7 protein-coding genes are annotated in these 13165 nt (G+C 74.0%); 2 read left to right on the top strand and 5 right to left on the bottom strand.

Annotated elements, in window-relative coordinates; genetic code table 11:
• A partial coding sequence (locus tag GWK61_RS25825) for an ATP-binding protein (RefSeq protein WP_194912073.1) occupies nucleotides 1-3040 on the top strand: 3040 nt, incomplete at its 5' end.
• A 70-nt stretch (nucleotides 3041-3110) separates the two neighbouring features.
• Here GWK61_RS25825 and GWK61_RS25820 read toward each other — a convergent pair.
• Nucleotides 3111-4718, bottom strand: a complete 1608-nt coding sequence (locus GWK61_RS25820; RefSeq protein WP_194912072.1) for an ABC transporter permease — start codon at nucleotides 4716-4718, stop codon at nucleotides 3111-3113.
• The gene (locus GWK61_RS25815; RefSeq protein WP_194912070.1) at nucleotides 4715-5632 is read right to left on the bottom strand and encodes an ABC transporter ATP-binding protein; all 918 of its coding nucleotides are present in this window, start codon (nucleotides 5630-5632) and stop codon (nucleotides 4715-4717) included. Before GWK61_RS25815 ends, GWK61_RS25820 begins: the two co-directional genes overlap by 4 nt.
• 253 nt (nucleotides 5633-5885) lie before the next feature.
• On the opposite strand from GWK61_RS25815, the gene GWK61_RS25810 reads away from it, so the two are divergent.
• Nucleotides 5886-6491 carry a hypothetical protein gene (locus tag GWK61_RS25810; protein WP_194912068.1) on the top strand — a complete coding sequence of 202 codons (606 nt, stop codon included), beginning with the start codon at nucleotides 5886-5888 and terminating at the stop codon, nucleotides 6489-6491.
• A 65-nt stretch (nucleotides 6492-6556) separates the two neighbouring features.
• Here GWK61_RS25810 and GWK61_RS25805 read toward each other — a convergent pair whose 3' ends face one another.
• The 3 genes from GWK61_RS25805 to GWK61_RS25795 form a co-directional block, all read right to left on the bottom strand.
• On the bottom strand, nucleotides 6557-7708 hold the full coding sequence (locus GWK61_RS25805; RefSeq protein WP_194912066.1) for an NAD(P)-dependent alcohol dehydrogenase: 1152 nt from the start codon (nucleotides 7706-7708) through the stop codon (nucleotides 6557-6559).
• A 31-nt stretch (nucleotides 7709-7739) separates the two neighbouring features.
• The gene (gene mpaD / locus GWK61_RS25800) at nucleotides 7740-9053 is read right to left on the bottom strand and encodes a daptide-type RiPP biosynthesis aminotransferase (protein WP_194912064.1); all 1314 of its coding nucleotides are present in this window, start codon (nucleotides 9051-9053) and stop codon (nucleotides 7740-7742) included.
• Nucleotides 9054-9119: 66 nt separating this feature from the next.
• On the bottom strand, nucleotides 9120-13142 hold the full coding sequence (locus GWK61_RS25795) for a non-ribosomal peptide synthetase (protein WP_194912063.1): 4023 nt from the start codon (nucleotides 13140-13142) through the stop codon (nucleotides 9120-9122).
• Between the last annotated feature and the right edge of the window lie 23 nt (nucleotides 13143-13165).

The following is a 13165-nucleotide window of genomic DNA, read 5'->3' as shown; positions in this document are numbered from 1 at the left end:
GGCGTGGTTGCGGCAGGGGCGGGCGGCGGAGGCGGCCGAGAGTCTGGACGAGGCGCTCGGGCTGTGGCGGGGGGAGGCGCTGGCCGATGTGCTCAGTGCGCCGTTCGCCGCCGCGGCCGCAGCGCGGTTCGCTGAGCTCCGGCTCGCGGCTGTCGAGGACTGTTGGCAGGCTCGTCTTCAGGCCGGGGTTCTCGGGGTGGACAGTGTCGCAGAGCTCGAAGAGCTGATCGCGGCGCATCCATTCCGGGAAGGTCTGCGGACACTGCTGGTGCGGGTGCTCGCCGCCAGCGGGCGCAACACCGAGGCGCTGACGGCGTTCGAGCAGTACCGACGGATGCTGAGTCAGCAACTCGGCGCCGATCCGGGGCAGGAACTGTTGGACGCGCACGTCGCGGTACTCAGGTCCGGTGCGCGGGTGCCGGGGATGCACAGGCCAGGGACACAGAGACCTGGGACACAGAGGCCTGGGAGGGCCCCGGGCTCGGCCGGGTCCGGGCCCGGTTCGGCGCCGCCCTCGACCGGCCGGGCGCCGATGGCTGAAGCGTCGGCGGCTGAAGCGTCGGCGGCGCAGCCGGAGACGGCGGACCGGTCCGACCGTCCCCGGGGCAATCTGGTCCTCCCGCTGAGCAGCCTGGTCGGCCGCGCCGACCAGATAGCGCTGATCGACGACCGGCTCCGCGGCTCCCGCCTGGTGACGCTGGTCGGCCCGGGCGGCGTCGGCAAGACCCGGCTGGCCAAGGCCGTGCTGGCCGAGCGGGACGAGCGCACCGCGGGCGGCACCTGGCTGGTCGAGCTGGCCTCGCTCACCGAGTCCGGCGACCTGGCCCGCGTCGTCGCCGACACCGTCGGCCTGCGGGAGCTCAGTCCCGCGGACCGCGGCCCGGACCGCGGCCCGGACGGCGCCCCGGACGGCGCCGCGGTGCTGGCTCGGCTGATCGAGGTGCTGGGCCGGTCCCGGACCCTGCTGTTGCTCGACAACTGCGAGCACCTGCTGGACGCCGTCGCCCGCTTCGTCGAACAGGTCCTGAGCCACTGCCGCGACCTGCGCATCCTGGTCACCAGCCGGGAGGCGCTGGGGCTGCCGGGCGAGGCGTTGTGCCCCGTGCCGCCGCTGGCGCACCCGGCAGTGGGGGTCACCGTGGAGCAGGCCGCCGGGTATCCGGCCGTGCAGCTGCTCCAGCAGCGGGCCGAGGCGGTGCGACCCGACTTCCGGCTCGCCGAGGACAACATCGCCGCCGTGGTCGAGATCTGCGCCCGGCTCGACGGCCTGCCGCTGGCCATCGAGCTGGCCGCCGCCCGGTTCCGCTCGATGCCGCTGCCGGAGCTGCTGACCCGGCTCGACGACCGGTTCCGGCTGCTCGGCGGCGGCAGCCGGACGGCGCTGCCGCGGCACCAGACGCTGCGCGCCGTCATGGCGTGGAGCTGGGGACTGCTCAGCCCCGAGGAGCGGAGCCTGGCCGAACTGCTCGCCGTCTTCCCCGGCGACATCACGCTGGCGGCGGCCGAAGGGGTCTGCGAACGGGCCGGGGTGCCGGCCGAGACGGTCGTCGATCTGCTCTCGGCGCTGGTCGACAAGTCCCTGCTGTCGCTGGCCGACCAGGTCCGGCCGCGGTACCGGATGCTGGCCACGATCCGGGAGTACGGGCGCGACAGGCTCATCGAGTCCGGCCGGATCGAGCAGGCCCGGCGCCACCACGCCGCCTACTTCCTCGACCTGGCCGAGACCGCGGCCCCGCAGCTGCGCGGCGCCGACCAGGTCGGCTGGATCCGGCGCCTCGACGGTGAGCGGGAGAACCTGTCCGCGGCCTCGTCCTTCGCCGCCGCTTCGGGCGACGCCGACACCACGGTCCGGCTGGCCGCCGCGCTCGGGATGCTCTGGACCATAGGCGACGACCACGCCGAGGCGGCGGCCAGGCTGCACGCCGCGCTGCGGGTGCCGGGAGCGGCCCCCGAGCTCGCGCGCGCCGCCGCGGCGGGCTTCCACCTGATCAACACCCTGTTCGGCGGCGGGTCCGCACGCGCCGGGCTTCCGCTGGCCGAGTACCGGGCGCTGGCGGCATCCGTCGCCGAGGTGGACGACCCGGTGGCCGTGCTGCTGGAACCGGCTTTGGCGGTGGTCGTCGACGACGAGGGCTGGGGGCTGTCGGCGATCGACCGCCGGCTGCCGGACCGCGGGCGGTGGACCGCGGCGATGCTGTGGATGCTGCGCGCGTTCCTGCTCGGCAACCACGGCGACATGGGCGGCGCCCGGGACAGCCTGCGGGAGGCCACTGAGGCGTTCCGCGCGGCGGGCGAGCGCTGGGGGCTGGCCATGGCGCTGACCGCGCTGTCCGAAGCCGAGGTGCTGCTGGGCGGTCTCGACGGCGCGGTCGCGGGCCTGCAGGAGGCGATCGGGCTGCTCGCCGAGATCGATCCCGGTGACGCCGCGGTGTTGCAGCGTTCTGCGTTGGCCGCCGCGCGCCAGCGTGCCGGCGACATCCCGCGAGCGCGCGCCGAGCTCCAGGCGATCGTCGGCACCCGCCCGGAGGCGGCCTCGGCCCGCCATCTGGTCTTCGCCCGCATCGCCTTGGGGAACCTCGCCCGCTACGAAGGGGACCTGGTTTCCGCGAGGGAGTTCTATGACGCCGCGGAGGCCGACCTGGAGCACGCTCCGACCGTGGGCCCGCTGTTCCGCGCCGCACTCGGCGTGGCCCGCGGCCACCTGGCCGTCGCCACCGGGGACGCCGCCGCCGCGGAGCCGGAACTGCGGGCGGCGGTGGCTCTGGCCGCGAGCGTGCCCGACATGCCGATCGTGGCCACCGTCGGCGTGGCCGTGGCCGAGCTGCGTGCCGCGGCCGGCCGGCCGGGCGAGGCCGCCGCGCTGTTGGGGGCGGCGCACGCGCTGCGGGGGGCGGCGGACAATGAGAACCCTGATGTGGCCCGGGTCGCGTCCGTGCTGGCCGCGGCACTCGGCGCGCCGGCCTACGAGCAGGCCTACGCCGACGGCCGCGGACGCGGCCGCCGGGTGGCGCTGGAACTGATCGAACAGGCGGTGGGCTGACGCCCTTGGGAGCCGCCCGCCGCCCGCTCAGTGCAAAAACGCTTAGTGCAGAGCGCTCAGTGCAGAGCTCTCAGTGCAGAACGATGTCCCGCCGCCGGAACTGGGCCACCCCGACCACAGCTGTCGCGACCGCGAGCGCGCCGAGCTCCAGCAGCGGCAGCGCCTGGACGTGGCCGCCGGGCAGCCGCGGCACGTGGCTGAACGGGGACACGGCCATCACGCCCCGGCTGAGCCGGAGCAGGTCGCCGAACTGGCCGAGCAGCACCGACCCGAGCAGGCACACCCAGACCACGGCGCCGAAACGCGGCAGCAGGCCGAACAGGGCGATCCCGATCCCCGCCAGCACCGCGGCCGCGGGCACCTGCACCAGCGCCCCGGCCAGGGCCCGGCCCACTTCGTGCGCCGGCCGGTGGTCGCCGATCCCGTGCGCGATCCCGGCCGCCAGGCCGGTGACGGCGAGGAACAGCACCATCCCGGCGTATGCCAGGACCAGGTGCGCGCCCATCCACCGCGAGCGGGTCACGGCGGTCGCCAGCACCGGGTCCGCGTGCACGTCCAGCTCTTCCGAGCGCAGCCGCGACACCGACAGCACGGCGAACACCGCCGCGGCCGCGCCCGCGGTGCCGAACACCCACGCCAGGTAGTCGTCCACCACCGCCCCGCCGCCGCCCAAGCGCGCCAGGACGTCCGAGGCCTGCGAGTTGCGGCCGACCGCCGTGGAGACCGTGCCGGCGATCGCCCCGAACACCGCTCCGGCGACCGCCGCGGTGATCGTCCACGCCAGGAACGCCCCCCGCTGCAACCGCCACGCCAGACCCAGCGGTCCGGACAGCCGCGGCCCCGCGACGGCCGGTCCCCGGCGCGGCCGGCGCAGCCCGGCGCCGATGTCGCGCCGCCGGCTCAATCCGGCCGCCGCGGCGGCCAGCACCAGCGCCCCGGCGACCGGCAGCGCCAGCGTCCACCAGCGCTCACCGGCATAAGCCCGCACCTGCTGGGCCCAGCCGATCGGCGAGAGCCAGGACAGTTCCGCGGCCGCACCCGAGGTCTGGGAGTCGCCGAGGGCGCGCAGCCCGAACGCGACGCCGAACACCGCCAGGGCGGCGCCGTTGGCGGTGCGGGAGTGCTCGGCCCACTGCGCGGTGACCGCGCCGACCCCGGCGAAGAACAGGCCGACCGCCGCGACCCCGGCGCCGTAGGCGAGCGAGCCCGGTACCGGCAGCCCGGTGGCGATCAGGGCCCCGGCGATGGCAGCGCCCATGATCACGTCGATGCCCGCGACCACCCCCAGGGTGGCGGCGAGCCGGGCGTGCCGGCCCAGCACGGTCGCGGCCAGCAGTTCGGCGCGGCCGGTCTCCTCTTCCTTGCGGGTGTGGCGGACCACGAGCATGCAGGAGAACACCGCGATCAGCACGAGCACGGTCGTCTCGGACTCGTTCACGGTGATCCCGCCGAGCGTGTGCACGCCATAGCCGGGACCGCCCAGCACGCGCGATGAAGGGCTGCCGCCCACGGTCGCCGCGTACTGGTCGCGGCCGGACTGCGTGGGATACAGGCCCTTGACGGACACCGCGCTGGACCAGACGAGCCCGACGGCCAGCGCCGTCCAGATCGCGACCCGCAGCCGGTCGCGGCGCAGCATCAGCCGGGCCAGGGACCGGGAGGCAGTCAGGTGCTTCATGAAGCGCCTCCGGGGACCGGGATGCGCGCGCCGTCGCTCCGGTAGTGCCGCAGGAACAGCTCGTCCAGCGTCGGCGGCTGGCAGACCAGGCTCTTGATGCCGCGGTCGCTGAGGTATCGCATGACCTCGCCGAGCGCCGAGGGCTCGGTGTGGCACACCACCTTCGTTCCCTCGATCTCCGCGCTGTGCACGCCCGGCATCCCGGCCAGCAGCTCGGGCACCGTGTCCAGCTCGGCCTCGATCCGGGTCAGCGTCAGCCGGCGCAGCTCGGCCAGCGTCCCGTGCTCGGCGATGCGGCCCTCGCGGATGATGCTGACCCGGTCGCACAGCCGCTCGGCCTCGGCGAGGATGTGGCTGGCCAGGAACACGGTGCGTCCGGCCGCCCGCTCGCGTATCACGCACTGCTGGAAGACCTCCTCCATCAGCGGGTCCAGCCCGGAGGTCGGCTCGTCGAGGATCAGCAGGTCCGTCTGCGAGGCCAGGGCCGCCACCAGGGCGACCTTCTGGCGGTTGCCCTTGGAGTAGGCGCGGCAGCGTTTGGTGGGGTCGAGCTCGAACAGCTCCAGCAGCTCGGCCCTGCGCCGCTGGTCGCTTCCGCCGCGCATGCGGCCGAACATGTCGATCACCTCGCCGCCGGACAGGGTCGGCCACAGGTTCACGTCCGAGGGCACGTAGGCCAGACGCCGGTGCAGCTCCGCGGCGTCGGCCCACGGGTCCCTGCCGAACAGCCGCACCGAACCGCCGTCCGCCCGCAGCAGCCCCAGCAGGATCCTGATGAGCGTGGTCTTCCCGGCGCCGTTCGGTCCGAGGAAGCCGTGCACCTCACCGATCCGCACCGCGAGGTCGACCCCGTCCAGTGCCGTGGTGCTGCCGTAGCGCTTGACGAGGCTCTGGGCTTCGAAAGCGTATTCCATGGTGGGAGTCTCGCCGAGAGTGCTCACAAACAGCGCGCAAAACGCTGTCGGACCCCATCGAACCGGCTGCTCAGCCCGTCCCCGTCCCAGCGGCCCGAATCGCCTGCTCGAACCGCCCGCCGGCCCGGCTGCTGCGAACCGGCCGGTGCTTCCCGCAATTCCGAAGGCGCGCCGGGCATTCGCCTGTTGAAAGGCTGGCTCCGCTGTTCGGCAAGTCAACTCAGAAGATGCTTTATCAGAGGGAGTGATGAGGATGCGAACGCTGCGAGGCGCGCGCCGAGTGCTCATGGTCGGGGCGGCGGCGGGGTCGCTGGTCGTCGGGACGGCGGTGGCCGCGCAGGCGCACACGCCGGTGCGGCTCGGCTGTTCCGACGTGGTGCCCTGGATGTCGCCGGAGGCGGTGAACGGCACCAACCCCGTGCTGTTCTTCGGGTCGCTGTCCCACTCGTGGTCTGTGCGGTCCTTCCAGGAGCACTACAACGCCGGAGACCCGCTCATCCTCGGGCTCGGCATCCCGGACAAGGCCCCCGAGAACGCGCTCGCGACCGCGGCGCTGCCCACGGTCTACCAGGTGGCGCCAGATGGGAAGGTCACCCAGTACGCCCCGAACGTGCGCATACCGCTGCACGCCGATGAGACCAACCAGGACTACCTGATGCTCAACCTGACTCAGGGCACCGCCACGGAGACCGGCGTCTACTCGTTCATCGTCGCCGGCGGCGCGACCGAGCGGTTCTTCGCCGGCACCGGGGTCGAAGGCGGTCCGTTCGACGGTGTGCTGCGCGGCACCGTCGCGACCATCGACCAGCTCGACGCCTGGTACAACACGCCGGCGAGCCCGATGGACTGCCCATTGTAGATCCCTGATAACGCACCGCGGTCAGCTTTCGGCCGGCCCCGCCTGCGGGGCCGGCCGAAAGCATGTCAGGACGGCGACGGACACACCACCGCGCGCCCGGAGACGCGTCCGGCACGGAGTTCCTCATAGGCGGCGGCCGTGTCCTCCAGCGGATACCGCGTCACCTCCGCCCGCACCGCGCCCATCCGGGCCAGCTCGATGACCCGGGTCAGGTTCGGCAGCGTGCCCCAGTACGTCCCCGAGACCGCGACCGCGTGCGCCGGCGCCGCGAACCCGGTGGGGATCCGCGCGCCTCCGGTCCCGACGATCGTCACGTCGCCCCCGGCGGCCACGCACTGCGCGGCCAGCGCCACGGTGTCCTCGGCCGCGACGAAGTCCAGGACCGCCTCGGCGCCGATGCCGTCGGTCAGTCTCCTGATCTCCCGCGCGGCCGCCCGGCCGGCCGGCACGGCGTGGTGCGCGCCCACCCCGGCGGCCAGCGCCAGCTTCGCCTCGGCCGCGTCCACCGCGACGACCTGCGCGCCGGTGACGGCGCGCAGGAACTGGATCGCCAGGTGCCCCAGTCCGCCGGCGCCGATCACCACGGCGGTCGCGCTCGCGCCGAGCTTGGGCAGTGAGCGTTCGATCGCGTGGTAGGCGGTGACCCCGGCATCGGTGAGCGGCGCCGCCTCGGCCGGGTCCAGCCGGCCGATCGGGACGGCGTGCCGGGCCGCGTCCACCAGCAGGTACTCGGCCAGGGAGCCGGGGGAGCCCAGGCCCGGCGGCCGGATCCCGAGCCGCCCGGCGCGCGGGCAGTGGTTCTCCCGCCCCGAGACGCATACCCGGCAGGTCCCGCAGCCCCAGGGCCCGTACACCGCGACCGCGTCGCCGACGGCGTGACCGTTTCCCGCCGAGCCGCTACCGGCCGGGGTGCCGCCCGCCGAGGCACTGCCCGCCGAGCCGCTGCCCGCCGCGGTGCCGTCGACAGCGACGCCGGCGGCGACGTCGGCGCCCTCGCCCACCGCGGCCACCACGCCCACACCCTCGTGCCCCAGCGTCATCGGCAGTCGGAAGCGCCGTGCCAGGGCCGTGGGGCTGCTGTCGGTCAGTTTCAGGTCGGTCCGGCACAGGCCCGCCGCGGTCACCCGCACCAGCAGCTGGCCGGGTCCCGGCTCCGGCTCGGCCACCGACACCAGCCGGGGCCCGCCACCGTCCGCGCCGAGCTGGATCGCCTTCATGGCTGCCAGCCCCCTTCCGTCCTCGTCGGGTTCAGCCGGCCGCGGTCGCGGCGGCGGCGACCGGGCGGTTGCCGGACTTGCGCGCCCGCCTGGCGTCCTCGAACTCGGTCAGGCCGGCGTCCACCGCGGCCAGCAGTTCGCCGATCTCCGCCTCGGTGTACGTCAGCGCCGGGAACAGCTCGATCGCGCTCGGCCCGGGATGGACCAGGGCGCCGTGCCGCCGCACGGTGTCCACCAGCCGGGTGATGTGCCCGCCCCAGAACGGCCGGTCGCGCTCGGCGCGCAGGTGCAGCCCGCGCATGCAGCCCCGGCCGCTCAGCTCGGCCACCGTCTCGTGCCGTTCGGCCAGCTCGCGCAGGCCGGTCTCCAGCAGCGCGGCGTTGCGCCGCCCCGACTCCAGCGCTCCCAGGGCGTCGAACTCGCCGAGCGTGGCGGTGATCGCCGCGCACGACGGCGGGGTGCCGGCCTGGGTCGAGCCGTGCACGAACATCGTGTCCGCGGCCTCGAACGCGGCCCAGATGTGCGGTCCGGCCAGCAGCGCCGCCGCGCCGCAGGTCCCGTTCGTCAGCCCCTTGGAGGTCAGCAGGATGTCCGGCGGCTCGGGGAACTCCTGCGAGGCGAACAGCGGCCCCACCCGGCCGAACCCGGACGCCACCTCGTCGCAGACGAGGATGAACCCGTGTTCGCGGCGCAACCGCAGGATCGCGCTGATCATCTCCGCCGGGATCTCCCGGCATCCGGTGCCCATGACCGGCTCGATCACCATGGCCGCGACCTGCTCGCCGCACTGGTGCATCAGCTCTTCCAGCTCGGCCGGGTCGAAGGGGTCGACGTGCCGGAGCAGGCTCCGGTCCACGCCGTACAGCTCCTGGCCCAGCTCCTCGCCGCTGAGCGCCATCGCGCCGAAGGTCTGGCCGTGGTAGCTCTCCTTCAGGCCGACCACCAGGCGCCGCTGCGGCTCCTTGATCAGCGCGGCGTACTGCCGCGCCAGCTTCATGGTCGCGTCGTTCACCGCGCTGCCCGAGGTGGAGAACAGGACCTTGGCGAAGTGCTCGGGCCCGGCGGCGTCGATCAGGGCGCGCGCGGCCGCCTGCGAGTAGTCGTGGCTGTAGCGGAAGGAGGGCAGGTACGAGGCGTCGACCAGCGCGTCGGCGACGGCCTGGGCGATGACCCGGTTGCCGTAGCCGAGGTTCACGTTCCACAGTCCGCTGGTGCCGTCCAGGACTTCGCCGCCCTCGGCGAACACCAGGCGGTGCCCGTGGGCGCTCTTCACGATGCGGTGCGGCGTGCCCTGCTCGCTGGGTGCCAGCAGCAGGTTCCACGCGGGGTAGACGGTGTCGGTCATCGGATCCTCCGGGTTATGGGGTGATCAAGGTCATGAGGTGGTCGACGCGGTTCGCCGCTCGGGCGCTCACGCCGGGTCCGGGGCGGCCACGCCCGCCCAGCGCGCCACCCGCTCGGCGATGTAGGCCAGCCGGTCGGGGTGGGCGATGGCGTAGTGGTCGCAGGGGAACGACTCGAATTCCAGGTCGGGGCAGGTCTTGCGCCACTGGGGGACCGGGTCCTCCCGGCCGGGCTCGTCGGCGGCCAGGAACAGGAAGCCCGGGCGGGGCAGCCGTCCGGGCCGGTAGGCGGCCAGCAGGGCCCACTCGTGCTCCATGATCCGCATCAGGCGCAGGTAGCCCTGCAGATCGACCTCGGCGGGCAGCAGGCCGTGCTCGACCGCGGTGTCCCGGGCGGCCTCGGCGGTGCGGCCGGCCTCGGCCGCGCGCACCGCCTCGGCCGCGCCGGCCGGCGGCGGCGCCGCGGCCAGCACGGTCAGGAACGCCATGTGCCGGCCCTGCTCGGTCACCGGCAGGTGCATCTCCCGCAGATCGCTGTCGATCATGAACAGCCGCGCGTCGTGCCCCTGGTCGGCCAGCTGCCGCGCGACCTCGTAGGCCAGCGTGCCGCCCATCGACCAGCCGCCCAGGATGTAAGGGCCCTGCGGCTGGGCCCGTTGCAGCTCGTGCCGGTAGGCCGCGGCCATGCTCTCCAGGTCGGCGGCGAACGCCTCGTCGGAGGTCTCCAGCAGGGCCCGGCTCTGGAACGCGGACACCGGGCCGGGCCAGGCCCGCGCCAGCGGCGGGTACTGGGCGATCGAGCCGCCCATGATGTGGAACAGGAACAGCGGCGTGCCCTCCCGCTCGGTCAGCCGGACCAGGCACGACCCCCGGTTCTGCGCCTGCCGCGCGCGCCCGGCCAGCCCGCGGACCGTCGGGGTCTCGAAGACCTGGCCCATCGGGATGTCCACGCCGAACTCGGTGCGCAGCCGGTTGACGACGCGCAGCACGGTCAGCGAGTTCGCGCCGAGCCCGAAGACGTCGGCGTCCGGATCCACCGCGGGCAGCTCCAGCACCTCGGCCCAGATCCGGGCCAGCCGGTCGACCAGTTCGTCGTCGCCCACCGCGGCGGCCTCGGCCGCGGCCGGCGCCGGCACCATGGCCAGCGCCCGCGCCACGTCCACCTTCCCGTTCGCCGACAACGGCAGCCGGTCCACGACGTGCGTCAGACCCGGAACCATGTAGTGCGGCAGCAGGGCCCGAAGATGGGTCCCGAGCTGCTCGTCGTCCACCCACAGCGCGTCCTCGGGCACGGCGAAGGCGACCAGGCGCCGCTGTCCGCTGTGCGTGCCGTCGACGCACACCGCGCACTCCCGGACCGCCGGATGGGCCCGCAGCGCCGCCTCCACCTCGCCGAGCTCGATGCGGAAGCCCTGGATCTTGACCTGCCGGTCCACCCGGCCCAGGAACTCGATCGTGCCGTCGGGCCGGTACCGGCCCAGGTCGCCGGTCCGGTACAGCCGCGAGCCGGTGCGCGGGTGCCGGATGAAGCGCTCCTCGGTGCGCTCCGGGTCGCGCCAGTAGCCGCGGGCCACGCCGTGCCCGCCGATGTATATCTCCCCGGCGGCCCACGGCTGGCGCAGCTCCAGGCGCTCGTCGAGCACCGTCATCGTCTGGTTCCGCAGCGGCCTGCCGTACGGGATGCTCCGCCAGGCCGGGTCCACCTCGGTGACCTCGTGCAGGTTGGACCAGATCGAGGCCTCGGTGGCCCCGCCCATCGCCAGGATCCGCGATCCGGGCCGCAGCCGCCGCAGCCGGTTGGGCAGCGCCGGCGAGATCCAGTCCCCGCTCAGCAGGAACCCGCGCAGTGGCGCCACGCCCACGTCAGGGCGCTGTTCGGCGACCTCGACCAGCATCTCGGCCAGCGCCGGCACCGAGTTCCACACCGTGGCGCCGTGCCGGGCCGCGGCCTCGGCCCAGCCCAGCGGGTCGGGCCGGGGCGAGGCCTGCGGGATGATCACGGCGGCCCCGGCCGCGAGCGGGCCGAACACGTCCCACACCGACAGGTCGAAGCTCAGCGAGCTGATGGCGAACACCCGGTCCCGGGGCGCCAGGCCCACCCGCTCGTTGATGTCGACGACGGTGTTCAGGGCCGCGCGGTGCTCGATGGCCACACCTTTCGGCCGGCCGGTCGAGCCGGAGGTGAAGATGACGTAGGCCAGGTCCGCGGCGTCGCCCTCGATCTCCGGTGCGGCCTGGGACGCCGGCGGCGTCGTGTCGACGTCGAGCCGGTCCACGTCGGCGCCCAGCGGCTCGCCAGGCGTGCTGTGCGACTGGGCCAGCACGAACCGCGCCTGACAGTCCTGGAGCAGCTCCGCGATCCGCCGAGCCGGCGTCCCGGCCTCGATCGGGCAGTACGCGGCGCCGGCGCGCAGCACCCCGAGGACCGCGACCACCTGCTCCCAGCCCTTGGCCATCACCACCGGCACCAGGTCGCCCGACCCGGCGCCGCGCTCCCGCAGCCACAGCGCGACCGCCCGGGATCTGGCCTCCAGCTCCGCGTAGGTCAGGGTGCGTCCGTCCGTGACCACCGCCGGAGCGTCCGGCCGTTGTCCGCACTGCCGCAGGAATCCGTCCTCCAAGCGTCCGGCCGGACCGTCGTCGACCGCGCGGTTGTCGGCCCGGATCAGGGCCCGGAAATCCGCGGCGAGCAGATCCGGTTCGGCCTCGGCGCCGCCCGGCGCCGACAGCGCCTCCAGCAGCCGCCGGTAGGTGCCGGCGACCAGATCCGGCAGGCCGGGCGGGAACGCGTCGTCGACGAAGTCCAGGTTCGAGGCCACACCGCCGTCGCGGGTGTCCCGCAGCTGGTTGTCGACCAGCACCTGCGGCGTGTGCTGGATCCGGCCCAGGAACCGGAAGATCGGGCCGCCCTCGGACGGCAGCGTGTCCCAGCCCGGCCCCTGGTTGCTGGTGAACACGTACGGCAGCGCGGCCCGCTGCGACCAGCCGTTGCGCGCCGACAGCTCCCGCGCGATCCGCACCCCGGTCACGTCGCTGTTGGCCATGTCCTTCCACAGCCGCTTCTGCAGCCGCTGCGCCCGCTCCCAGAAGCCCGCGTCCCCGCGCATGTCGACTTCCAGCGGCAGCGTCGCAGTGCGCTGACCCACCACGTCCTCGCCCGGATGCCGGGTCACCAGGTTCAGGTGCACGACGTTCAGACAGAAGTGCGGACTGGCCGCCCACGCCCCCAGCGCCTCGGCGTAGACGTGCAGCATGGCCGTGGTCGGCAGCACCCGGTGCTTGCGGAAGTTGGCACAGAACCGCTGCCACTGCTCCTTGTCCAGATACGTGGTGCGGCCCTCGAACCTGACCGCCGCGATGCTCTTGGGCTGCTTGGCCAGCGGCAGCTGCGGCGCCTCGGGCAGCAGGTCCAGCCGGTCCTCCCAGTAGCGCCACTGCGCGGCGAACTCCTCGGTCTGCTCGTAGTCCTTCAGCGCCGTCCGCCATTGCCGGAAGGTCTGCCGGATCGGCGGCAGCTCGACATCGGGATCGACGTAGAACAGCTCCCAGTCGTCGATCACCGTCCTGATGCTCGGAGCATCCAGCAGCAGCAGGCTCACCCGCAGGTGGACCCGCACCCGGTTGTGGCGCAGCCGGCTGACCGTGACGTCGAACAGCGGCCAGCCCGTCGGGTCGATGCTGCGCTCGCACAGCCGCTCCCGCACCCGGCGGACCGCGTCCTCCTGCTCCGAGCGCGCAACGACGGTCAGGTCCTCGACCCGGATACGCAGGTCGGGCAGCTTCTCGGCGGGCATCACCCGCTGCATCCCGTCGTCGGACATCACCGTCCGCAGCTGCTCGAAGCGGCGGACCACCGCGACCATCGCCCGCTCGGCGCGCGCCACGTCGAAGTTCACCGAGTCCAGCTCCACGTAGTACTGCTGCTGGCCGCCGAGCTCGATCAGCTGCGTCTTGCCCACGACGTAGGCGGCCTGGATGTCGGTCAGCGCGAAGGGCTCGCCGCTGCGGTCGTCGACGGGCTCGCCGGCGGGGTCTTCAGCGGGGCCGTCAGCGGCCTGCGCGGCCGCGGGGAGGTTCGTGGTGTCCGTCATGGCTCGTCATTTCCTCTACTTGC

The organism is Catenulispora rubra, assembly GCF_015356825.1.
In the GTDB taxonomy this organism is placed as follows: domain Bacteria; phylum Actinomycetota; class Actinomycetes; order Streptomycetales; family Catenulisporaceae; genus Catenulispora; species Catenulispora rubra.
The sequence above is the reverse complement of the archived record's forward strand: the minus strand, read 5'-3'. Positions and strand labels throughout refer to the sequence as shown.

Excerpts from the sequence above, each read along its gene's own strand:
- GWK61_RS25820 (WP_194912072.1), bottom strand. The coding sequence starts at position 4,718 with ATGAAGCACCTGACTGCCTCCCGGTCCCTGGCCCGGCTGATGCTGCGC.
- GWK61_RS25815 (WP_194912070.1), bottom strand. The coding sequence starts at position 5,632 with ATGGAATACGCTTTCGAAGCCCAGAGCCTCGTCAAGCGCTACGGCAGC.
- GWK61_RS25810 (WP_194912068.1), top strand. The coding sequence starts at position 5,886 with ATGCGAACGCTGCGAGGCGCGCGCCGAGTGCTCATGGTCGGGGCGGCG.
- GWK61_RS25805 (WP_194912066.1), bottom strand. The coding sequence starts at position 7,708 with ATGAAGGCGATCCAGCTCGGCGCGGACGGTGGCGGGCCCCGGCTGGTG.
- mpaD (WP_194912064.1), bottom strand. The coding sequence starts at position 9,053 with ATGACCGACACCGTCTACCCCGCGTGGAACCTGCTGCTGGCACCCAGC.
- GWK61_RS25795 (WP_194912063.1), bottom strand. The coding sequence starts at position 13,142 with ATGACGGACACCACGAACCTCCCCGCGGCCGCGCAGGCCGCTGACGGC.